Here is a 22103-nt window from a genome sequence, read left to right on the forward strand (position 1 = left end):
TCCATGACACCCGAAACGGTTCGATTTTGCCGCTACGAAGTCGAAGGCCCGCTCCTCATCTTGACGATCGATCGTCCCGAGGTGCTCAACGCGCTGCATCCGCAGGCGCATCGGGAACTGGCCGAAGCGTTCGATCGATACGCCGCCGATGCTTCATTACGCGTCGCCATCGTGACCGGTGCCGGCGAGCGCGCATTCTGCGTCGGCACCGACCTCAAGGCGCTGGCGGCGAGCGGCGACCATACGAAGCCCGCGACGGGTTTCGCGGGCATCACGCATCGCTTCGATCTTTACAAGCCATTGATCGCGGCGGTGAACGGCCTGTGTCTTGGCGGCGGCATGGAGATTCTCGCGGCATGCGACCTGGGTGTCGCCTCCGATCACGCGCAATTCGGTTTGCCCGAGCCGCGCGTCGGACTGGCCGCGCTGGGCGGCGGTCTCTTGCAGCGCTTGCCAAGGCAGATCGGCATGAAGGACGCAATGGGCCTCGTGTTGACCGGCAATCGCATCTCGGCCGATGAGGCGCGCCGCATCGGTCTGCTCAATGAAGTCGTGCCGGCGGCTGAACTGATGAAGCGCGCGCGCGCCCTGGCAGAAGACATTCTCGCGTGTGCGCCGCTGGCTGTTCAGGCATCCAAGCAAGTGATGCTGCAAAGCCTTGCGCAAGCGAATCTTGCCGCGACCCTGCACGAAGACTATCCGCTCGCGCGGCGCATGCTCGATAGCGACGATGCCCGCGAAGGACCGAAGGCGTTTGCCGAGAAGCGCAAGCCGAACTGGACCGGACAGTGAAGCGCCGCGTTCTAAGCGGTGCTTGCGTAGGAAAACCGGAAGAGCGCGCGGTCGCAATCCGCCGCCGATACTCCGAGCGCGTCTTGCATGGCCGCCGCGCCGCATTCCAGCGCATTGCGCGTCAATGCGCCCGCGAAAAGCAGATGACCGAAGCCGCCCGTATCCTCCGTTCCACGCATGCGCTTTTCCTCGGTCTGCCGGCCGCTGAGCGCGTCGTGGACGCGGCCGAGCCGCACGCGCGTGAGCGCATGTGCGTCGCGAAGCTCGCGAATGGTGTCGCCGATATCGACGCCTTGCTCGAGATCGAAGCGCATGCACCATTGAAAAGGCGCCAGGCCGCCGCCCACATCCACGAGCGTCTCGCACAACGCGCGCTGAACATTCCGGTAATGCGGCATCAGCTTGCGGGTCCACTCGGTCGGTGCGTCGAGTCTCGCGAGATAGGCCGGCGATTCGAGATCGCGCGCGGAATCGACGTCGATCACGCACAGATAGCGCGGCCCGTCGCCACTGATACGTTCCCATCGCTCCGCATGCCGGAAGCCGGGCAGGGCGAGCCGTTCTGGCAGATGCTCGAACGAATGCCAGCGCAGATATTCATCGACCGTGTCCGCGTCCACGTCGTGGCGGATAACGACCATGGCCTGCGTGCGCGTCGTCATGAGCGTTCCCCGTGGAAGAAGTCGTCGAATCACGAGCATGCGCGCGTCATTGCCGTAATGCAATTACCGATTGAAATACCTTTCCAAAATCGATACGCTTTCTAAGTACGTAGACGGCCGCGATCAGACGGCTGCATCGAGCGAACTGGCATCGGAGAGAGACACATGGCTTTCATCAGATACGCCGCAATCGGCTGCAGCGGCATGGGACGACGACATCTGCACGGTCTCGCGCAACTGAAGCGCAGCGGACTTGCGAACATCGAGCTTGCGGCCGTCTGCGATCTCAACGCCGAGAGCGCGCGCAGCATGGCCGACGAAGCCGCCGCGCTCTTCGGCGCGCGGCCCGCCGTGTACGCGGACATTGGCCAAATGGCGCGCGAAAATCCGGAGATCGTTGCCGCCGATATCGCCACGGACGCCGGCTCGCACATGAGCGTCGCGTTGCAGTGCTTCGCGGCCGGCCTTCACGTGCTGTGCGAAAAGCCGCTCGGCATCACGGTGTCAGAGTGCCGCAGGATCGTGAATGCGGCGAGGGATGCCGGGCGCGTGCTCTCGGTCGCGGAAAATTTCCGGCGCGATCCGATCAACCGGCTCGTGAAGGCGCTGCTCGACGATGGCGCCATCGGCACGCCGCGTCTGATGCTGGAAACGAGTATCGGCGGGCGCGATGTGATGGTGCAGACGCCGTGGCGGCATCAAAAGCCATCGGGCATGGTGGTACTCGATTCGGGCGTGCACAACGCGGACATCATCCGCTTCTACATGGGCGGCGTGGCGAGCGTCTACGGCGAAAGCCGGCTGCACGAGAAGACGCGCCGCGTGGCCGCGCGCGCAGGCGGTTCGGCATCCGAGACGGACAAGTGGTGGCGCGCGCCGGGCGGCATGCCAACGGAATTCGAAGCGAGCGGCGACGACGCCACGTATTCGCAACTGCGCTTTGCTTCGGGCGCCATCGGCCAGTGGGTGAACGATCGCGCGGGACATGGCGAGCATCGCGAGAGCCGCGTCATTCACGGCTCGAAAGGCTCCATCGTGGCGCCGGGCGACCGCAATGGCCGTCCTGTCACGCTTCATCTCGACGATGGCTCCGTCATCGCCGATGCGCGCATTCTCGAGCACGCGCCGAGCTATCGCCTGGGGCCGGTTGCTGCCGCGCTTTTCGGCGATGCGCGTCCGTGGACCTATTCGTTTGCCTTCGACGAAGTGGACCAGCGCATTCTCGCGCTTCAGCTTCACGAACTCGCCGATTGTGTGATGCACGGCAAAGCGCCCGAAGTGACCGGCGAGGAAGCGCTTGCCGATGTCGCGCTCGCGTATGCGCCGATCGAATCGGGCAGGCTCGGCCGCAGCGTGAGCCTCGCCGAGGTGATCGATGGCGAAGCCGCACCCTATCAGGCGGAAATCGACGAGATGCGCCGCCGGTCCTGACACGTCGACTTCGGGAGCGAAGTTTGAATCCACATCACGTACAGCCGCTTGCCGCCGACCGCGCGCCCGCAGCGCGCGCAGGCATCTCCACGCGCCGCCTGAACCAGATCGGCATGTTCGCGCTGCTCATCGCGGCGCTCGCCGTGCTGATCGTCCTGCCGCTCGGCGCGTTGATCCTGCGCGGCTTCGTGCGTATCGACAATGGTCATGCCAGCGCATCGCTTGCCGCTTTCGGCAAGGTATTCGGCGATATGAGCTACTGGATCGCGATGGGCAACACGCTCGTCATCGCGCTCGGTTCCATGCTGCTCGCGACCGCGCTCGGCGTCATGCTCGCGTGGTGTCTCGTGCGCACCAACGTGCCGTGGCGCGGCTTTCTCGAACGCGCCGCCGCCATGCCGATCTTCATTCCGCCGTTCATCGGCGCGTTTGCGTGGATTCTGTTCGGCGCGCCGCGCATCGGCATCTTCAACGTGGCGGCGAAGTGGATGAGCATCGGCCAGCCGTTCAACGTGTACTCGTATCTCGGCATCGTCTGGGTGATGGGCATCTACATCGCGCCTTACGTGATGATGATCGTCGCCGGCGCGCTGCGGAACATGGACCCGAGTCTCGAGGAAGCCGGGCAAGTGGCCGGCCTCAGCCGCTTTCGCACGATGCGCGTCATCACGCTGCCGGTGGTCGGTCCGTCCATTCTGTCGGGCGCGGTGCTCGCGTTCGTCATCAGTCTCGGGCTCTTCGGCACGCCTGTGCTGCTTGGCATGGCGAAGGAGATTTATCTCGTCACTACGCGCATCTACCTCGAATTGCAGCAGTTTCCGCCCGATGCGGGCATCGTTGCCGTGCTGGCGATCTATCTCATGGTGCTTTCGGTCGCGGCCAATCTCGTGCAGCAATGGATGCTGCGCGGCCGTTCCTTCGTCACCGTCACCGGCAAGGGATTCAGGCCGCGCCTGATGAAGCTCGGCGCGAGCCGTCATGCGATCGCCGCCGCGATCTGGTGCTATCTCGCGCTCACGGTCTTCGCGCCGATTGCGATCATCGCGGCGGCGGCGTTTTCGACCTACGCGTGGTCGGGACACTTCACCTGGAACAACCTGCGCTTTCTCTGGACCACGGTGGACGTGCGCACGACCTTCGTCAACAGCCTTCTCATCACGATCATCGCGGCGAGCGCGACGACGGTTCTGGGCGTCGCGGTGTCGTGGTTCACGACCCGCTCGAAGATGCGCGGCCGTCAATGGATCGAAGCCATCGTCCTTTTGCCGATGTCGGTGCCGAGTCTCGCCTTCGCGCTCGGCGTGTTCTTCTTCTGGGTCGCCATGCCGAAGTGGGTCGGCGTGTACGGCACGGTGTGGATCATCATCATCGCGCTGGTGGGGCGCTACATCAGCTACTCGGTGCGCGCCATTTCCAGCAGTCTCGTGCAGATTCATCCCGAACTCGAAGAGAGCGCGCGCATCTCGGGCTACGGCTGGACGCGCGCGCTGTCACGCATCACGTTGCCGCTCATCATGCCGAGCGTGATTTCGAGCTGGGTGATGATCTACAGCATCTTCGTGTCCGAGCTTTCCATCGTGCTGCCGCTTTATACCGCCGAGACGCGCACGCTTTCCATCCTCAGCTTCGATACCTGGTCGATCGGCCAATTCTCGCAAGTGGCCGCGCTTTCGCTGCTGCAACTGATGATGGGCGTGGGTGTCATGGCGGCGGTCGCCGTCATCACGCGCCGCCGCGAGAGTTCGATTGTCTGACGCGCGCCATACGTTCACCCGATACGAGAGTCCACGCCATGACCGTTGCCATTCAGTCCCTCACCAAGCGCTTCGGCGGCGTGCACGCCATCGACGATCTCACGGTGCAGTTCCGCCCGAACGCCATCACGGTGCTGCTGGGCGCGAGCGGCTGCGGCAAGACCACGACCTTGCGCTGCATCGCCGGGCTGGAGCAGCCGACGAGCGGCGAGATCGAGATCGACGGGCGCACCGTGTATTCATCGACGCGCAACATCGACCTGCCGCCCGAGAAACGCGAACTCGGCATGGTGTTTCAGTCGTATGCCATCTGGCCGCATTTGAGCGTGATGGAAAACGTCGCGCTGCCGCTGCGGGCGCGCGGCACGGCGCATGCGGCCATCGACACGCGCGTGCGCGACACGCTCGCTTCGGTGGGGCTCGGTCAGCAAGTGGATCGCAGCGCGATGCAACTCTCGGGCGGCCAGCAGCAGCGCGTATCGATTGCGCGCTGTCTCGTGGCCGATCCGCGTCTCATCCTGATGGACGAGCCGCTCAGCAATCTCGACGCGAAACTGCGCGTGGAGATGCGTCACGAGATTCGCAATCTGCAGCGGCGCATCGGCGCGACCATCTTGTTCGTCACGCACGATCAGGAAGAAGCCATGTCGCTCGCCGATGAAATCTTTCTATTCGATCGCGGACGTATCGTGCAGCGCGGCGCGCCCGAGGAACTGTATTTCCGGCCGGCGGTGCGCTATGTCGCGGAGTTTCTCGGCAAGGCCAATCTCTTTCCGGTTGCGCTGCGTTCGCACGCGGGCGAAACGGAAGTCGTGGCGCAATCCGGGCAGATCGTCGTGAAGGGCGATGTGACGGGCGCCGCCAACGGCAACGAAGCGCTCTGCATGGTGCGGCCCGAAGCGTGGCGCGTGCAGGCGCGCTCGCACGCGGGCGTGCCGGGCCGCGTGCGTGAAAGTTCGTTCGTCGGCGACCGGCGCGAGTTGCGCGTGGAAACGCCGCTCGGCGATCAGACCGTGGTGACGCCCGGCTTCGAACGCTACGCCAACGGCGATGAAATCACCCTGAGCGTCGCGCCCCAGCATTTGCACCTGATGAGAGGAGAGCTTCAATGATCGCTGTCGGCACCGGTCTCTTTACCATGTGGAACGACATCCCGCCCGCCTACGGCCGCGAGTTTGCGCTGATGCACACGCGCGACCACGTGCCCGAGCACATGGCCTATCTCGGCGATGACGGCATCCGCTGGGCGCGGCGCTGTATCGACGGACAAGGCGACATGCCGCGCTTCTTCACGTTTTACGGGCTGACGAGTCTTGACGTGCTCACCGACGAGAAGCACGCGAAGTGCAAGGTGACGGAGACCGCCTGGTTTCTGAAGATGCGCCCGCATTACCGCGACCGCATTGCGTATCACTGCTGGGTGCTGGCAAGCGCGGGCGGCGGCACGGGCGGCACGGTGGCGACGCTCTTGATCGACTTCGCCGACGATGCACGGCAGGATGCGCCGCGTCTCGCGGCGCTCGTGGATGACCTCACGCGTTTGTCGCCCGTGGTCGGCGCGCATCTCGCCGCGCCCGAATGGAACGTGCCGATCCGCGTCGGCGAAGCATTGCCGGCCGGGCGCGAGGGCAACGAAGCGGTGGGCGTGGTGATCCTCGAAGGTTTCGATCGATACGAACTGGCCGCGTGTCTCGAGGACGTGCGCGAGCAACTCGTGGCAAGCGGCGTCGCGGGACGCGTGCGTTCAGCCGGGCATTACGCGCAGGCGTACCGGCTGGACTATGACGAGCTTGCGCATCTCGAACACTTCCGTCGCGACGACGCGCTCATCACCGAACGCTTCGACCTGAAATAGCCGAACGACTACAAATCATCAGGAGACAACATGACCACTTCGATAAAACGGCGCCGCCTCGTCCAGACACTCTCGCTCGGAAGCGCGGCGCTCGCGCTTGGCATCTCGCCGCTGATCGCGCACGCCGAGCCCGACAGCACGCTGATCGCGGATGCGAAGAAGGAAGGCAAGCTCGTGGTGTATGGCGATCTCTTCACGGTGCAGATCATCGTCAAGGGATTCACCGCGAAGTATCCGGGCATCGACGTGACGACCGCGACCGGCGACGCCTGGCAGATCTATAACCGCTTCATCGGCGAACAGCAGGCGGGACGTCCGGTGATGGACGTGTTCTATCAGGCCGAGGACACCATCATCACGGCGGGCGCGTCGGGCACGCTCGCCGATGTGTCGTACGGCGACAAGGGCGTGCTCTTGCCCATCGCCACGCCCGCACAGGGCACGACGTATCTGCGCGGCAACGGCCAGCTGTGCCTCTTCGCCTACAACAAGCAGTCGATCGGTTCTGCGCCCATTCCCGCCGACTGGCAGGACTACGCGAAGCCGAAGGACGAATGGGACGGACTCGTGGCGACGACGAATCCGGCGTCGTCTTCCGCGACCTTCGCGGTGATCGCGAGTCTTTATCAGCATTACGGACCCGAAGCCGGCGGCGCGATCCTCAAGGGCGTGCGCAAGACCAACGCGGAACTGGTGGCCTCCATGGGCGTGATGACGACCAAGCTGCAAACCGGCGAACGTCCGCTCGATTTTTTCACCAACACGACGGCCGCGACGGGTCTCATCACGCAAGGTGTGCCGGTTGAAGTGAGAGTGCCGGCATCGGGCGCGGTGGCGCAGTTCAACGCGGTGGCGATCAGCAAGACGGCGCCGCATCCGAACGCGTCGAAGCTCTTTCTGGATTACGCATTGAGCGCGGAGACGCAGACGCGGCTCGCGGCGGCGGGCGCGTATCCGGTGCGCAAGGACGTTGCCGCGCCGAAGGGCTTGCCCGCGCTTACGAACGTCAAGCTGCTCAAGCTCGATTTGCCGCAGGCGCTGAAGGATCGCGACACGATCCTCAAGTGGTGGTCGGCGAGCACCGGTTTCAATACGCGTTGAGGAGAAACGATGATCGAGGAAGTGAATTTGCATGACGTGTCGGTGGCGAACCTGACCGTGGCGGGCGGCGCGCCCGTTGCACTGATCGAGGCCGCCGCGGCGGCGGGACTCGGCAAGGTCGGCTTGCTTTTGCGCACGGCGACGCCCAAGCCGCTCGCGCACGAAGTCATCGGCCGGCCAGACGTGGTGCGCGAGATCAAGGCGGCGTGCCGTGCGAACGACATCCGCGTGTTCGACGTGGAAGCGTTCATTCTTTCGCCCGCCGCCGATATCGACACTTATCGCGCGGCGCTCGCCACCGGGGCGGAACTGGGCGCGACGCATATCTCGGCGGTCGGCACGGAACTGCTGACCAACGACGCGTTTTTATCGGCGCCGGAACGCATCGAACTGTTCGGCCGCTTGTGCGATGCCGCCGCCGAATACGGCCTGCATGTGGGCGTCGAATTCATGCTGTATCGCGACGTGCGCACGCTTGGTGAAACGCTCGAGTGGCTGAATGCGGCGGGGCGCGCCAACGCGGGCGTGATTCTCGACGTGCTGCATTTTCATCGCAGCGGCGCGCGCCCGGAAGAACTCGACGCGGTGCCGGCCGAACGTATTGCCTACGTGCAGTTGTGCGATGCCATCGAACGAAGTCCGTCGCTCGACGGGCTCGCCAACGAAGCCCGCACCGCGCGCCTGCATCTAGGCGATGGCGTGATTCCGCTCGATGCGATTCTCGACCGCTTGCCCGCCGGCGCGCAACTCGTGATCGAGACGCCGGTTGCGGCGGATGCCGATCTATCCGATGCACGCAAGGTAGCCCATTGCACCGATGCCGCGCGTCGTTTCTTCGCGCGGCGCGCAAGCCAGCGAGGTTGAACATGACGATCAGCCAGGCATTCGAAGGACGCGTCGCCCTCGTGACGGGCGCTGCATCGGGAATTGGGCTCGCGTGCACGGAGCGCTTGATGTCGGAAGGCGCGACGGTGGTCCTATGGGACATCGACCAGAAGCGGCTCACCGCGTGCCAGGAACGTCTGGGCGAGCGCGCGATTGCGCAACGCGTCGACGTCACGAACGAGGATGAAGTACGCGCCGCGCTCGAAGCGGCGGTGGCGCAGACGGGCAAGCTCGATATCGTGGTCAATAGCGCGGGGATCGTCGGATCGAGTGCGTCGGTGTGGGAGATGCCGCTCGATGCGTGGAACAAGGTGCTGCTGCTGAACCTGACCGCAACGTTCATCGTCTGCAAGGCGGCCGTGCCGTATCTGCTCAGAAACGGTTATGGACGCGTGGTCAACATGGCGTCGATTGCGGGCAAGGAAGGCAACGCGAACCAATCGGCGTATTCGGCTTCGAAGGCGGGCGTGATCGGCCTTACGAAGTCGCTCGGCAAGGAACTGGCTCAGCGCAATATCACCGTCAATGCAATTGCGCCGGCATCCGTGCAAAGCGAGTTGCTCGCGCAGATGCCGCCCGAGCAGATGAAGATGCTGCAAGCCAAGATTCCGATGGGACGTCCCGGCACCGTGCAGGAAATCGCCGCCCTGATTCGCTGGTTGAGTAGCGAGGAGAGCTCGTTTTCCACAGGCGCGGTGTTCGATGCATCGGGCGGGCGGGCGACTTACTGACGCTTCAATGCGTCGGCGTCGGCACGCGGTTCAGGTCGAGCGGCAAAACGAGATCCTCCTGCACCGCGTCTTCGTCTTCGTAACGATGAATGCCCGCCGCATGCCGGCCCGCGACATAGCCGAAGGTCATCGCGGGACCAAGATTGATTCCGCCTGACGGATAGAATCCGCCCATCACGCTCGCCATGTCCGTGCCCACGGCGTAAAGGCCGGCGATCGCCTGGTCGTGCAAATCGAGCACTTGCGCCGAGCCGTTCGTCTTTAATCCCGCGAAGGTGCCGAAGCTGCCCGGGTACACCTTCACCGCGTAGAACGGACCGTGTTCGATAGGCGCCACACACGGGTTCGGCCCCTGATGCAACGGGTCGCCCATCTTGCGGTTATAGGGCGTCGAACCGCGTCCGAATTCCGGGTCCTCGCCGCGCCGCGCGTGGTCATTGAACGCGATGACGCTTTTAACCAGCGCATCGGAATCGATACCGCAGCGGGCGGCCAGCTCTTCCAGCGAATAACCGCGTTGCAGGTAGCCGTTGCGGATGAAGCGGCGCATCGGAACCGGGAAGGGCCGCACGTAGCCCAGGCCGTATCGGCGCAAGAATTGGTGATCGCAAATCAGCCATGACGCGACATCCTGACCGTCGGGCGCGCCCGCGACCATAGCGGCGGTGTAGTCGTAATAGCCATCGGCTTCGTTGACGAAGCGCTTGCCGTTCGACAGCACGCCGATCACGCCGGGCTTGCCGCGATCGATGATGTGCGGAAAGTGCCCGATGCTGCCATCCGAATGCGTGACGCGCGATACCGGCGCCCATGCGGCGGGCGAGGCGACATCCGTCACGAGCGAGCCGCCCGCCGATTCACCCAGGCTGATGCCATCGCCCGAGCAGCTTTCAGGCGGCAGCGCCAGATGCTCGCGGCCTGTCGGCGTGCGCGGGAAAAGCGCCTTGCGGCGCGTGAGGTCATTCGGAAAGCCGCCGGCGGCGAGCACCACGCCCTTCGCCGCGCGAATCGTGACTTCGCCTCTCTTCGTCGATACGACAGCACCATGCACCGCGCCATCCTCGACGATCAGACGCTTCGCGGGCGCGGACTCCATCAAGGTCACGCCGAGATCGTCGGCGGACTTGGCAAGACGCCCGACGAGCGCCACGCCATTCACGAGATGCATTGCGCGGCCGTGAAAAGCGAGGTCGCGCAAATGACGCGTGAAGCGCTTCGTCACGTGGATGAACGAGCCGAACGAGCGTGTCATGCTCAGAAAGGCCATGAGGTCGGCGCCCGCCATGATCGGCATGCCCATGAACGAAGTTTCGCGCATGGTCTTGCGCAGGCGCTTGTTGAGCGGACCGATTTCGCGCGCATCGTAGGGCGCGGCGATCACCTGATGCCCTTGCGTCGCGGCGCCTTCGACGTGGCCATGCACATCGGGAATCTGATTTCCGTCCACGAACCGGAGCGCGGTGTGCTCGTGAAAGAAGCCGACCATGTGCGGACAATTGTCCAGAAAGGCATCGACGCGTTCGGGATCGTAACGATCTCCCAACTCGTTCCTGAGATACGTGCGCGGCTGTTGCGGATCTTCGATGATGCCCGCGCGTCGTGCGAGCGGATTGCCCGGCACCCACATCCAGCCGCCCGACCATGCCGTGGCGCCGCCGAAGACGTCGTCCTTCTCCACGACGACCACTTTGAGCCCGTGCCACGCCGCGGTGACGGCGGCAGCGAGACCCGAGGCGCCGGAGCCCACGACCAGCAGGTCGCAGTCGATTTGATTCGGAGTATTCATGTGCCAGGCCGGTTCGTGGTGTTCGATTGTGGCTGCTTCAGTTTCGTCGACAGCGCATCAAACCCTGACGCGCACCGGAATGTCCCGCAGCCCGACCACGAATTCAGGATCGGCGACGGGCACGGCGCGCGCCGCGAATTTCGCGACACGCCATCCGAACACGAGTGCGGGTCCGAGCGTCGTTCCCGGCCCCGGATAAGTGCCACGAAAGATCGATGCGAGGTCGTTGCCGCATGCGAAGAGTCCGGGAACGGCGTTGCCGTGGTTATCGAGCACCTGACCGTCGGCGTTGCCGGACAGCCCCGCGCTGCATGCCAGATCGGCGGGCCACACCGTGACGGCGTAATACGGTCCCGCGCCGATGGGCCGCACGCAGGGATTGGGCTTCTGCGATGCATCGCCATTGAAGCGGTTCATCGCGCTTGCGCCGCGCTTGAACTGCGGGTCTTCGCCGCGCGCCGCGTCGCGGTTGTACGCGGCGACCGTGCGCTCCAAGCCGCTGGCATCGACCTTGAGCTTCGTCGCCAGTTCGGCCAACGTGTCGCCCTTGATGAGATATCCCGCCTTCACGAAGCTGGCAATGCGCGCCTGGCTGCGTTTCTTCATCACGAGTCCGAGGCCGTAATCGCGCAGGAACGCGGCATCGACGATCAGATGCGCCGGCACGCTCGTGCCCTGGCCATTGTCGCGCAGCATGCCCATCACGAAGTCGTGATAAGAATCCGATTCGTTGACGAAGCGCTCGCCACGCGCGTTCACGGCGATGAGTCCCGGCTTCGCGCGATCGAGAAGAATGTGCGGCCAGACGCTATCGGGCTTGCCTTCGCGACGCAGGATGGAGCAGGGCATCCACAGGCCGGGGCTTTCGCAGCCATCGTCGAGCCTGGCATCGAGAGTGAGCGCGCGCTCGATGCCATCGCCCGTGTGCGTTTGCGGCGAAAGCGACAACGGTTGTGCGGCAGCGGGGAACAACTGCTTGCGCAACGCCGGGTTGCGCGTGATGCCGCCCGTTGCGAGCACCACGCCCCGGCGCGCGCCGATGCGCTTCTTCGAGCCGCCTTTCTGTCCGACCACGGCGCCCGTCACCATGCCGTGCTCGACGACGAGTTCCAGCAACGGTGTCTCGAAACGCACTTCCACGTTTTGCTTGCGCAGGCTGTAGAAGAGACGCGCGGCGAGCGCGTTGCCCATGACGAGATTCGTGCCTCGCTTGTGGCGCAGACGGTCGGCGACATAACGTCCGACCACCGACAACGTGCGTGTGAAATTTTTCTTCGACGCGAACGGTTCGAGCAGCGCATCGAGGTCCGTGCGCGCGACCATCATCCCGCCTAAGCCCATGAACTCGGGGCGCGGCGGCCTTACGCGGGCGAAGTCATCGCCGAGCAGCCGGCCATCGAAGGCCACGGGCGCGAGCGCGCGTCCGCCGAACGCCGCGCCGGGACCGCTGACGTAATCGGGATGTGCCGCCGCGGCCACGAATTTGACCTCGCTGATGCGCTGAATTTCCTCGATGGCCTGCGGGCCGCTCGCCAGGAACGCCTCGCGTGCATCGTCGCCGCCGCGATCGCCGACCACCGACGCGAGGAAGCGCCGCGCGTCGTCGGTTTTATCGGGAACGCCCGCGCGCACGCTGTCGCTCGTGCCGGGCACCCAGGTCGTGCCGCCGGAGGTCGAGGTAATGCCGCCGACCGCGTCGGTCTTCTCGCAGATGAGCACCTTCAGACCTTCGTGATGCGCGACGAGCGCCGCGGTCATGCCGCCCGCGCCCGCGCCGAACACGAGCAGATCGACTTCTTCGTCCCAGGGTTGAGTCATCGAATTCATGCGCTTTGTCTCCTGTCTCATGCCGTGCGGCCGATGCTCGCTTCGGCCGTTGTTGCGACCGCCACCGGCGCTCTCGATGCGGCCGCGCGATGCACCGCGAAAGTCGTCGCGAGCGTGCGCGTTGCGTCCTCGCCTGAACAGACCGGCGCTTCCTTGCCGTCGATCACCGCCGAGAAATGCCGCAGCTGCTCGTGATACGGATCGCCGCGATGCGGTGTGCTTCGTTCGACGGTCAGCGGGTCATGCCAGCCTTTGCCGCTGCGGTAATCCCAGACATCGAGCAAGGGCAGCGTGAGCGATCCATCGGTGCCCGTCAGAAAATGCGTGTTGACGTTCTGACGCGGGTAGTGCGCCGCTTCGCCCGCCGCGAGATCCCAGTTCCAGGGCGATGCCGCGCAATCCGAGACCGCGAGCGTGCCGAGCGCACCGCTCGCAAACCGCAGCAGCACGGCGGCCGTGTCCTCCACTTCGAAGCCGCGCACCGCGTTGGATGTCTGCGCTTGAACTTCGATCACTTCGCCGAGCAGAAACCGCATGATGTCGATGTCGTGGATCAGGTTGATGAGCACCGGACCGCCGCCTTTTTCGCGGCGCCACGCCATCTCGAAGTAGCTGTCGGGTTTATAGAACGTGGCAAGCGCCATGGCCGCAACCGGCGTGCCGAGGCGGCCGGATTGGACGATCTCGCGCGCGCGCCGCAGGATCGGGTTATGCCGCCGATGATGTCCGACGATGAGCGGCACTTGCGCTTGCGACGCCGCGCGGGTCAGTTGTTCGGCTTGCTCGACGGTATCGGCGATAGGCTTTTCCATCAGCACCGCGACGCCCCGATCGATGCACGCCAGTCCGACTTGCAGGTGCGTCGCGTTCGGCGTCGCGACGATCGCGCCTCGCGGTTTGACCTCGTCGAGCATGGCGGTGTAGTCGGCGAACCAGCGCAGGCCTTCGGCGCGTGCGAACGCTTCGGCCGCCGGCGACGGATCGGCCACGGCCACGATCTCGCAATCGGGATGCAGCCGCGCGCGTTCCACATGCATGCGCCCGATCGCGCCGGCGCCGATGAGGGCGAGGGTCGTCCTGCTCATTCGTGTCTCCTGTTGTGGTGTCTCGCGCCGCGCGTGTTGCGTGAAGCGTTTGACGGCACGCAATATCCTGTTACCGCGAACTCGAAGCTATTCCGGAATAGTATTCCAATTTCAAAGTTTATTCCACACCAAATTGGATCGTGATGCCGGAGGCAATCCATGCTTCGCGCGCAGGCTCGCGAACCGAGTCGTCGATGAAGCGGAATGTGTCGCGGAGCCTACGTAGCCGGTGTCTTTGGAGTTCGAAACGGCGGTGACGCGGCTTTTAGCGAGCATCGACGGACGGCCAGCGACCGAAGGCATCGCGAAGCTAGTCTGAACGCGTTGAACGCCGCGACGTGGCTAGACGAAGCGCGCTTTATCCGTGCGTAAAGCGACGCCAACGTGATGCGTTCCCTGTTTCATCGCCTTCAGTTTTCCCGCGAGACAGCCGATAAAAAAGCGATCGGCGCACATTGCGCGTAAACCCTCGAATTGAAGACTCTCGATGAAGCTCAGCCTCAAGATTCCGCTCGCTTTTGCCGCCGCGCTCTTTTTCATGTTCGCGGGCGCGTTGTACGGTATTTTTGCCCTCAATCAATCCATCGACACCTATCGGACAGTGGTCGCGGATAACGTCGCGAGCGAACGCATGGTGTCCGCGACGCTGGTCGCCTTCAAGTTGCAAGTGCAGGAGTGGAAAGACACGCTCTTGCGCGGCAAGGACCCCGAGAAACTGCAGAAGTACTGGTCGGCTTTCCAGACTCGCGAAGCGACCGTGCACAAACTGGCCGATGAACTCAAGCGCACGCTTCCCGCGGGCGAGAGCCGCGATTTGATCGACCGCTTCGCTTCCGCACACGCCGCAATGGGCGATGGCTACCGGCGCGGCTTCGATGCGTTCAAGGCCGCGGGCTTCGAACCGTCCGCTGGCGATAACGCCGTAGCGGGCGTCGACCGCGAACCGGCCGCGCTGCTCGAACAGGCGGCCCAGAAGATTGCCGCCGATAGCGCCGAAGTGTCCGCGCACGCCGATCACGCCGCGCGGCAAGCGTCGTTCATCAGCGTCACGTTGATGCTCTTCGTGCTGGCGCTCTCGTTGATTGGCGGATATCTCTTCAGCCGCACGGTGTCCGGTCCGCTCGTCCGTGCGCTCGGTTGCGCGCGCGCCGTGGCGAAGGGCGATCTCTCGCACGAGTTCGAAACCGACGGCAAGGACGAAATCGCCGAGTTGCTGGTGGCGCTCAAGCATATGCAGACGAGTCTCGCGACGGTCGTGAGCAAGGTGCGCCAGAACGCGGAAGGCGTGGCGACCGCGAGCGCGGAAATCGCATCGGGCAATCTGAATCTGTCTTCGCGTACCGAGGAGCAGGCGGCGTCGCTCGAGGAAACGGCGGCAAGCATGGAAGAGATCACCGCGACGGTGCGTCAGAACGCGGATAACGCGGTCGCGGCTTCGTCGCTTGCGGAGAATGCATCGCAGACCGCCACGCGCGGCGGCCAGATGATGGAAAAGGTCGTCGAGACCATGCACGGCATTTCCGAGAGCGCGGGCAAGGTGGGCGAGATCATCGCCGTGATCGACGCCATCGCGTTCCAGACGAACATCCTTGCGCTGAACGCGGCCGTCGAAGCGGCGCGCGCGGGCGAGGAAGGGCGCGGTTTTGCGGTCGTGGCATCGGAAGTCCGCTCGCTCGCTCAACGCAGCGCGACGGCCGCGAAGGAGATCAAGGAGCTGATCGAGCAGTCGGCCGGCCGCGTAGAGACGGGCTCGTCGCTCGTGCGGGACGCGGGTAGCATCATTGCGGATATCGTCGGCTCGGTCGAGCGCGTGACCGATGTGGTCGGCGCGATTTCGTCGGCGTCGAAGGAACAGACCACGGGCATCGAACAGGTCAACATGGCCGTCACGCAGATGGACGAGGTGACGCAGCAAAACGCCGCGCTGGTCGAGCAGGCATCGGCGGCGGCTCAGGCGCTGGCGGAGCAGGCGAGGTCGTTGCGTGACGTGGTGGCGATTTTCAAGCTGCGGGGAGATGGTATGGGGACGATGCGGGCCGCGTAGGTGTCGGTTTCGCAGCTTGGCCGCGCGCGATGCAGGTCGTAAATGAGACCGATGCCCGCGTATGCGCCGCCGCCTTCAGCACGGTGTCGCCCTGCCAGTAGCCGAAGCGATGGTTGAAGGGCTTGCAGTGCTCGAGATCGGCATGGCAGGCCACGAACGCGACGCCATGCCAATGAGCCGGTCGATATGCGCGATAAGCCGAGCGAAGTGCCACGGTCGATGTGCGGCCGAGGCGTGACGTCTTTCGGGATTGACGAGCTCGTCCGTGTCGCGGTTCGGCTTTATTTTCCGCGGCCGTTCTTACGCTTATGACTGACGAGCTTCACGATATCGTTCGTTGGCGTGCTCGTCATGAGCCGTGGAATGTCTTCGAGATTCACCCAGCGGCATCGCGAAATTTCATTGCTCGGACGCGGCTTGGCGCGAGCGGAGATATCGCAATAGAAGACGTGATGGTGCTTTTGCTTGCCTCTGAAGTCGAAGAGATACTTGGCCGACTTGCCGGAGAGTTGTGTTTCCTCCTTGAGTTCTCGAAGCGCGGCGTCAGGGAGATGCTCCCCGCGCTTGAGGATTCCGCCTGGCAGGGCCCATTTCGATTGGCGACGTGCCACTAGAAGAATGCGTTTTCCCTTTCGACAGATAACAGTGGCGCGCTTCTTCAATTGAACTCCACTTTGTTCTTTTGGATGTGATGGCTCATATCTCATCCACCTTTGTCGTCGAATGGCTTCGGCTCTTGGCGTCAGCTGTGAAGAGCCGCTGACGGGGCAGAAACGTGCGCTAATGCTATTACAAGAAAGCGGCCTTTTGTGATCGATTTCATAAAAACACACGAATGAGAAAATCGGCGGCTTGACACAAAAGTTTCATTGAGCAGATGCGCGTCGTAGGTGCCTTGAGCGTCTTCAATGTCGATGACGCTGCCAGCGGCGATTGCACTGGCAGCGGAGCGTTCTTCGACGTTGTTAGGAGTTTCGCGATCGAGCGGCGGTCAGGCGTTTGCAGGACGGCCGGTCTTGACGGTTTCGAGCGCCTTGATCGCGGCGACGATGCGCTTTTCCGGCGCGGCGTCGAGCACGGCGAGTGCGGCGCGCAGCAGTTCGCTCTTCTTTACGCGGATGCCGTTGTCGAGACACTTCTGCTTGAGCGATGCAATCTTCGCGTAGTCCGCTTTTGGCATGGTGAAGCTGTCGCGCACGACTTTTTCCTTCTTCGCTCGCTTGGCTTTCGCCGCGGGTTTGGTCGTCGCGGCGGGTTTGGCTGTATCGGCAGGGGCGCGCGCGGTCGGTTTCTTTTCCCTGGCTTCGGTTGCCTTCGTCTTCGGCTTCGTTTTCGACTTCGTCGCGGGAGCCGAGGATGCGCCGGCTATGGGCTTGGCAACTGCTTTCTTCGCGGGCCTTTTCACTCCACCCGATGCGGGCGCCGCAGCCTTCGACCGGGTTTTCGTTGCGGTCTTCGTGGCCGGCTTCTCGTCTTTTGCGACGGCGTTCTTGGGAGCATCGACAGCCTTGGTGGCGGGGGCATCGATTTTGGGTGTGCTCATTTTTTCTCCTCTTGATGTGGAGAAAACAGTATATACGGTTTTATCTCGTGACGAATGTCGTCGTGGGTCGAGGATATGGGCGGATGTCTACCGGGGTAGTTCATGTCGATGAGCGGATGAGTCAGCGCGGCTTGCGACTCATGTTCTGCGACGAGCGCGGAGGAGGGAGGCTGAACTTGCTTCGCGGCGCGTTCAGCAGTTCGCCATTCTCAGCGGTGCTTCGGAAAACTTAGACGCACTGAGTTTTGTGGTTGCTTGATTGCCGCGCTTCGAGACTCTGCGACCGGCGTTTGCATGAAGCGCGTTTCGAGGACCGTGGCGGAGGCAACGTATGGCTTGTTTTCATGGCGTTACGTGTGCGCGGTGTTTCGGTGCCATCTGATCGCTGATATGGACTCGGTTGGCCTGCGTTTATTGGGAAGACCCCACAACGCAAAAAGCCCAGTCAACCTGACTGGGCTTTTTGCTTGATACGTTTGGTGCCGGAAAGAGGAATCGAACCCCCGACCTTCGCATTACGAATGCGCTGCTCTACCGTCTGAGCTATTCCGGCATCAGAGAAACGAGATTATAGAGACTCCTTTCCCAATTTGGCAAGACCCTGAATCAAACTTTCTTTTCCGAGTGATAACGCGTCACGCGATCGACCTCGCTCTTCGAGCCGAGAAACACCGGCACGCGCTGGTGCAGGCTCGTTGGAACGATATCCAGAATGCGTTGCTCGCCATCCGTCGCGGCGCCGCCAGCCTGCTCGACGATCAGCGCCATCGGGTTCGCTTCGTACATCAGACGCAGCTTGCCCGGGCGGTCCGGCGTGCGCTTGTCGGCGGGATACATGAAGATGCCGCCGCGATTCAAGATGCGATGCACATCCGCCACCATCGACGCGATCCAGCGCATGTTGAAGTCGTCCTTGCGCGGGCCGTCCTTGCCGTCGTTCAACTCGCCGATATACCGCTGCACCGGCTCATACCAGTGACGGCTGTTGGACGCGTTGATCGCATACTCGCGCGTTTCGGTTGGAATGCGCATGTCGCTCTGCGTCAGCACCCACGAGCCCAGCTCGCGGTCCAGCGTGAAGCAGTTAACGCCGTTGCCGGTCGTAAGCACGAGCACGGTTTGCGGGCCGTACACGGCATAGCCCGCGGCGACCTGCGCCGAACCCGGCTGCATGAACGCTTCCTCGCTCGGCTCCGCGCCGTCCGGACAGCGCAGCACCGAAAAAATGGTGCCGATCGACACGTTCACGTCGATGTTCGACGATCCATCGAGCGGATCGAAGGTCAGCAGATAGTTGCCTTTCGGATAACGATTCGGGATCGGGAAGATCTTCTCCATCTCTTCCGATGCCATTGCGGCCAGGTTGCCGCCCCATTCGTTGGCTTCGAGCAGAATTTCGTTGGACAGCACGTCGAGCTTCTTCTGCACTTCGCCCTGCACGTTTTCGCTGCCGGCCGTACCGAGCGCGTCGCCGAGTGCGCCCTTGCTCACCTGATAACCGATTTGCTTGCATGCACGCGCGACGACTTCGATCAGAAGACGCAAGTCGGCCGGCAGATTCTGGTGTTCGCGCTGCTGCTCGATCAGATATTTCGTGAGCGTAGTGCGGCTGGAGATGGACATGCTGGGCTCCGTGAGCGTTTGACGAATCCCATGATTCTAACCGCTTGCCCCATGCGCTCCGTATGACAGAGGCCGCTGATGCCCGACATAAGCAAGAACGGCCACCGCGCTAAACAACACGCAGTGGCCGCTAAACAGTAAAAAAGTGTGATGAATCAGTGATTAAGCGGCGAGCGCCTTTTCGACGACTTCGCGCACATCGCGCGATTTCGCTTTCGACGCTACTTCGGTCAACGCCGCATGCATCTTCTCGCGCAACTGCGGCGTGAAGCGGCGCCACAATTCGAGGCCGCGCGCGAGGCGGGCGGCGACTTGCGGATTGAGCGCATCGAGCGCGATGACCTGTTCGGCCCAGAACGCGTAGCCGGAACCGTCGGGCGCGTGGAATTGCGCCGGGTTGCCGCTGCAGAAACTGAAAATCAGCGAGCGCGCGCGATTCGGGTTCTTCAGCGTGAACGCCTGATGCTGCATCAACTGGCGCACGATCTCGATGATCTTGCGGTCCGGCCCGCCACGCTGCGTCGCCTGCAGCGCGAACCACTTGTCGATGACGAGCGCCTCGTGCTCGAAGCGGCGATAAAAGTCGTCGAGCGCGGTGTCGGCGACGGTGGGATCGGCGCCCGCTGTCGCGCTTGCCAGGAGCAGCGCGGAAAGCGCCGCCGAACGATCCGTCATGTTGTCGGCCGAATCGTATTGAGCCTCGGCAAGCCTGATGGCTTCGCTCGGGTCGTCGAGCTGGCTGAGGTAGGCAAGGGCGAGGTTCTTCAGGCCGCGCTTGCCCGCATCTTCCGGCGTCGGAGAATATTCGCCCGGCGTGCGGTTCGCTTCGTAAGCGGCGAGCCACTTGTCGCGCAGTCCTGCCGCGAGCTGGCGGCTCATGAACACGCGCGCCTCGTGCACGGCGGCGGGGTCGGAGACGGACATCTGCTCGGCGAGATAGCTTTCCGATGGCAGCATCATTGCGAGTTCGCGGAAAGCGGGCGTGAGCGTGGTGTCGTCGAGCACGCGGGAAAATGCCGCGATGATGTCGCTATCGAGCGTGAGCGTTTCGCCCTTGGCCGCGCGCGCTGCGAGCGCCAGCAGTTCGCGCGTGGCGAGCCGCTGACCGGCTTCCCAGCGATTGAAGGGATCGCTGTCGTGGGCCAGCAGAAACGCCAGTTGTTCGTTCGTGTAGTCGAATTCGACGATCACCGGTGCCGAGAAATTGCGCAGCAGCGAGGGCAGCGGCGCTTCGCTCACATCGACGAAAGTGAACGACTGTTCGCGCTCCGTGAATTCGAGCACGCGCGTCGTGCCGTTCGGCTCTTTTTCGCCTTCGAGACGAAGCGGCAAATCCGCGCCATTCGCGCCGATCAGACCGACCGCGAACGGAATCAGGAGCGGACCTTGTTGCGTGGCGCGCGCGGCTTCGTTGCCCTCGGCGTAGCCTTGCGCGAGCGTCAGCGTGTAGCGCTTGGCGGCGGCGTCGTAGGAAGCGCGCACCGACACACGCGGCGTGCCCGCCTGGCTGTACCAGCGCTCGTATTGCGCGAGGTCGCGGTTATTAGCGTCGGCCATGGCGTGACGGAAGTCGTCGCAAGTCACGGCCTGACCGTCGTGGCGCTGGAAGTACAGGTCCATGCCTTTGCGAAAACCCTCGCGGCCAAAGAGTGTCTGATACATCCGCACGACTTCCGAGCCTTTCTCGTAGACGGTCATCGTGTAGAAATTATTGATCTCGACGTAGCTTTCCGGGCGCACCGGATGCGCCATCGGGCCGGCGTCCTCGGCGAACTGCATCTGACGCAAGACGCGCACGTCCTCGATCCGCTTGGTCGCGCGCGCGGCCGCGCTCGCCGCGCCATCCACGTCGCCCGCGGCCATATCGGCGGAAAATTCCTGGTCGCGGAAGACAGTGAGGCCTTCTTTCAGGCTCAACTGGAACCAGTCGCGGCAGGTCACGCGGTTGCCGGTCCAGTTATGGAAGTACTCGTGTCCGACGACCGCTTCGATGTTGGAGAAGTCGATATCGGTCGCGGTTTCCGGATTGGCCAGCACGTACTTCGTGTTGAAGATATTGAGGCCCTTGTTCTCCATTGCGCCCATGTTGAAGTCGCTGACCGCGACGATCATGAAGCGGTCCAGATCCAGTTCCAGCCCGAAGCGCTTCTCGTCCCAGCGAATGGAGTGGATGAGCGAATCCATGGCGTGGCGCGTCTTGTCGAGATCGTGCGGCTCGACCCAGACCTGCAGCAGCTTCTCTCGCGAACCGGACTGAATGCGCTCTTCTATCCTCACCAGCTTGCCGGCGACCAGCGCGAAGAGATAGCTCGGCTTCTTGAACGGGTCTTCCCAGACGGCGAAGTGGCGGCCGTCGGGCAGATCGCCTTCATCGATCAGATTGCCGTTCGAGAGCAGCACCGGATACGCGGTCTTGTCGGCGCGCAGGGTCACGGTGTAGGTTGCCATCACGTCCGGACGGTCGAGGAAATAGGTGATGCGCCGGAAACCTTCCGCCTCGCACTGCGTGAAGAAGTTGCCGCTCGACACATAAAGCCCGGACAGCGTGGTGTTCGCGGCAGGATTGCAGACGCTTTCAATGACGAGTTCGAACGCGTCGCCCGGAATATTGCCGATGGACAGACCGTTATCGCTTACACGGACGTCCGTATGCGGCTTGCCGTCGATGGTCGCGCTAACGAATTCGAGTTGCTCGCCGATCAGTTCGAGCCGCGCGGTGTTGTCCGCCGCGTCCGGGTTGCGATGCAGACGCATGGTGTTTCTGACGACGGTCCGCGAGGGCACGAGATCGAACTCGAGCGCGACGGAATCGATCAGGAACGCGGGTGGCGTGTAGTCCTGGCGGCGGATCACGGTGGATGCGGTCGTTTCGGTCGTGGTGGACATGGCAAGATCTTGAGTGAGTTGAGCGGCGCGGTCGCGCTCGTGAGCCGGGTGGTTTCGGGCACAAAAGCGGGCGCGGCATGTCGAACCATTGTACTGAA

Annotated in this window: 18 protein-coding genes and 1 tRNA gene; 10 read left to right on the forward strand and 9 right to left on the reverse strand. The window is 63.4% G+C overall.

The window, feature by feature from the left end:
* Positions 1-3 precede the first annotated feature (3 nt).
* Complete coding sequence (locus NCT04_RS04195) at positions 4-792, forward strand: enoyl-CoA hydratase-related protein (protein WP_250463827.1); 789 nt, start codon at positions 4-6, stop codon at positions 790-792.
* Between the two features lie 11 nt (positions 793-803).
* Here NCT04_RS04195 and NCT04_RS04200 read toward each other — a convergent pair whose 3' ends face one another.
* Positions 804-1454, reverse strand: coding sequence for a DUF4286 family protein (locus tag NCT04_RS04200; RefSeq protein WP_250463830.1), 651 nt, complete (start codon positions 1452-1454; stop codon positions 804-806).
* A gap of 165 nt (positions 1455-1619) precedes the next feature.
* On the opposite strand from NCT04_RS04200, the gene NCT04_RS04205 reads away from it, so the two are divergent.
* Genes NCT04_RS04205 through NCT04_RS04235 form a run of 7 tightly spaced genes read left to right on the forward strand, consistent with a single transcriptional unit; the run spans position 1620 to position 9211 of the window.
* Complete coding sequence (locus NCT04_RS04205) at positions 1620-2885, forward strand: Gfo/Idh/MocA family protein (RefSeq protein ID WP_250463832.1); 1266 nt, start codon at positions 1620-1622, stop codon at positions 2883-2885.
* 23 nt (positions 2886-2908) lie between these two features.
* Complete coding sequence (locus tag NCT04_RS04210) at positions 2909-4639, forward strand: ABC transporter permease (RefSeq protein ID WP_250463835.1); 1731 nt, start codon at positions 2909-2911, stop codon at positions 4637-4639.
* 38 nt (positions 4640-4677) lie between these two features.
* Positions 4678-5751: an ABC transporter ATP-binding protein gene (locus NCT04_RS04215; protein WP_244827372.1), complete on the forward strand. Its 1074-nt coding sequence runs from the start codon at positions 4678-4680 to the stop codon at positions 5749-5751.
* Positions 5748-6494 (forward strand): hypothetical protein, encoded by a 747-nt coding sequence (locus NCT04_RS04220; RefSeq protein WP_250463837.1) that lies wholly within the window; start codon positions 5748-5750, stop codon positions 6492-6494. Before NCT04_RS04215 ends, NCT04_RS04220 begins: the two co-directional genes overlap by 4 nt.
* A gap of 30 nt (positions 6495-6524) precedes the next feature.
* Positions 6525-7595 (forward strand): ABC transporter substrate-binding protein, encoded by a 1071-nt coding sequence (locus NCT04_RS04225; RefSeq protein WP_250463878.1) that lies wholly within the window; start codon positions 6525-6527, stop codon positions 7593-7595.
* A 9-nt stretch (positions 7596-7604) separates the two neighbouring features.
* Entirely contained in the window at positions 7605-8459 is an 855-nt protein-coding gene (locus tag NCT04_RS04230; RefSeq protein ID WP_250463881.1) for a sugar phosphate isomerase/epimerase family protein, read from the forward strand.
* Positions 8460-8461: 2 nt separating this feature from the next.
* The gene (locus NCT04_RS04235) at positions 8462-9211 is read left to right on the forward strand and encodes an SDR family NAD(P)-dependent oxidoreductase (protein ID WP_284507686.1); all 750 of its coding nucleotides are present in this window, start codon (positions 8462-8464) and stop codon (positions 9209-9211) included.
* A gap of 4 nt (positions 9212-9215) precedes the next feature.
* On the opposite strand, the gene NCT04_RS04240 is transcribed toward NCT04_RS04235, so the two are convergent.
* Genes NCT04_RS04240 through NCT04_RS04250 form a run of 3 tightly spaced genes read right to left on the reverse strand, consistent with a single transcriptional unit; the run spans position 9216 to position 13909 of the window.
* A complete protein-coding gene (locus tag NCT04_RS04240; protein WP_250463884.1) occupies positions 9216-10997 on the reverse strand; it encodes an FAD-dependent oxidoreductase in 1782 nt (593 codons plus the stop codon).
* A 57-nt stretch (positions 10998-11054) separates the two neighbouring features.
* Entirely contained in the window at positions 11055-12824 is a 1770-nt protein-coding gene (locus NCT04_RS04245) for an FAD-dependent oxidoreductase (protein ID WP_250463887.1), read from the reverse strand.
* A gap of 17 nt (positions 12825-12841) precedes the next feature.
* Positions 12842-13909, reverse strand: a complete 1068-nt coding sequence (locus tag NCT04_RS04250; protein ID WP_250463890.1) for a Gfo/Idh/MocA family protein — start codon at positions 13907-13909, stop codon at positions 12842-12844.
* Positions 13910-14396: 487 nt separating this feature from the next.
* Here NCT04_RS04250 and NCT04_RS04255 point away from each other — a divergent pair, with 487 nt between their 5' ends.
* A complete protein-coding gene (locus NCT04_RS04255; RefSeq protein ID WP_250463893.1) occupies positions 14397-15953 on the forward strand; it encodes a methyl-accepting chemotaxis protein in 1557 nt (518 codons plus the stop codon).
* A gap of 281 nt (positions 15954-16234) precedes the next feature.
* Here NCT04_RS04255 and NCT04_RS04260 read toward each other — a convergent pair whose 3' ends face one another.
* The gene (locus NCT04_RS04260; protein WP_250463896.1) at positions 16235-16615 is read right to left on the reverse strand and encodes an NUDIX hydrolase; all 381 of its coding nucleotides are present in this window, start codon (positions 16613-16615) and stop codon (positions 16235-16237) included.
* Positions 16616-16944: 329 nt separating this feature from the next.
* Positions 16945-17151: a hypothetical protein gene (locus tag NCT04_RS34655; RefSeq protein WP_250525555.1), complete on the reverse strand. Its 207-nt coding sequence runs from the start codon at positions 17149-17151 to the stop codon at positions 16945-16947.
* Between NCT04_RS34655 and NCT04_RS34660 the strand changes: the two genes are divergently transcribed.
* Entirely contained in the window at positions 17132-17608 is a 477-nt protein-coding gene (locus NCT04_RS34660; protein WP_350029997.1) for a hypothetical protein, read from the forward strand. The genes NCT04_RS34655 and NCT04_RS34660 overlap by 20 nt on opposite strands.
* Positions 17609-17973: 365 nt before the next feature.
* Here NCT04_RS34660 and NCT04_RS04270 read toward each other — a convergent pair.
* The 3 genes from NCT04_RS04270 to pepN form a co-directional block, all read right to left on the reverse strand.
* Positions 17974-18049, reverse strand: a tRNA-Thr gene (locus tag NCT04_RS04270).
* 53 nt (positions 18050-18102) lie between these two features.
* On the reverse strand, positions 18103-19119 hold the full coding sequence (locus NCT04_RS04275) for a class 1 fructose-bisphosphatase (protein WP_244827384.1): 1017 nt from the start codon (positions 19117-19119) through the stop codon (positions 18103-18105).
* 162 nt (positions 19120-19281) lie between these two features.
* Positions 19282-22005 (reverse strand): aminopeptidase N, encoded by a 2724-nt coding sequence (gene pepN, locus NCT04_RS04280; RefSeq protein WP_250463901.1) that lies wholly within the window; start codon positions 22003-22005, stop codon positions 19282-19284.
* Positions 22006-22103: the final 98 nt, after the last annotated feature.

Origin of the sequence: Caballeronia sp. GAFFF2, assembly GCF_023631485.1 — a bacterium.
Taxonomy (GTDB): Bacteria; Pseudomonadota; Gammaproteobacteria; order Burkholderiales; family Burkholderiaceae; genus Caballeronia.

Bases quoted from the DNA above. Each gene is read 5' to 3' on its own strand.
- NCT04_RS04195 (WP_250463827.1), top strand. From the start codon at position 4: ATGACACCCGAAACGGTTCGATTTTGCCGCTACGAAGTCGAAGGCCCG.
- NCT04_RS04200 (WP_250463830.1), bottom strand. From the start codon at position 1,454: ATGACGACGCGCACGCAGGCCATGGTCGTTATCCGCCACGACGTGGAC.
- NCT04_RS04205 (WP_250463832.1), top strand. From the start codon at position 1,620: ATGGCTTTCATCAGATACGCCGCAATCGGCTGCAGCGGCATGGGACGA.
- NCT04_RS04215 (WP_244827372.1), top strand. From the start codon at position 4,678: ATGACCGTTGCCATTCAGTCCCTCACCAAGCGCTTCGGCGGCGTGCAC.
- NCT04_RS04220 (WP_250463837.1), top strand. From the start codon at position 5,748: ATGATCGCTGTCGGCACCGGTCTCTTTACCATGTGGAACGACATCCCG.
- NCT04_RS04225 (WP_250463878.1), top strand. From the start codon at position 6,525: ATGACCACTTCGATAAAACGGCGCCGCCTCGTCCAGACACTCTCGCTC.
- NCT04_RS04230 (WP_250463881.1), top strand. From the start codon at position 7,605: ATGATCGAGGAAGTGAATTTGCATGACGTGTCGGTGGCGAACCTGACC.
- NCT04_RS04235 (WP_284507686.1), top strand. From the start codon at position 8,462: ATGACGATCAGCCAGGCATTCGAAGGACGCGTCGCCCTCGTGACGGGC.
- NCT04_RS04240 (WP_250463884.1), bottom strand. From the start codon at position 10,997: ATGAATACTCCGAATCAAATCGACTGCGACCTGCTGGTCGTGGGCTCC.
- NCT04_RS04245 (WP_250463887.1), bottom strand. From the start codon at position 12,824: ATGAATTCGATGACTCAACCCTGGGACGAAGAAGTCGATCTGCTCGTG.
- NCT04_RS04250 (WP_250463890.1), bottom strand. From the start codon at position 13,909: ATGAGCAGGACGACCCTCGCCCTCATCGGCGCCGGCGCGATCGGGCGC.
- NCT04_RS04255 (WP_250463893.1), top strand. From the start codon at position 14,397: ATGAAGCTCAGCCTCAAGATTCCGCTCGCTTTTGCCGCCGCGCTCTTT.
- NCT04_RS34660 (WP_350029997.1), top strand. From the start codon at position 17,132: ATGGTGAAGCTGTCGCGCACGACTTTTTCCTTCTTCGCTCGCTTGGCT.
- NCT04_RS04275 (WP_244827384.1), bottom strand. From the start codon at position 19,119: ATGTCCATCTCCAGCCGCACTACGCTCACGAAATATCTGATCGAGCAG.
- pepN (WP_250463901.1), bottom strand. From the start codon at position 22,005: ATGTCCACCACGACCGAAACGACCGCATCCACCGTGATCCGCCGCCAG.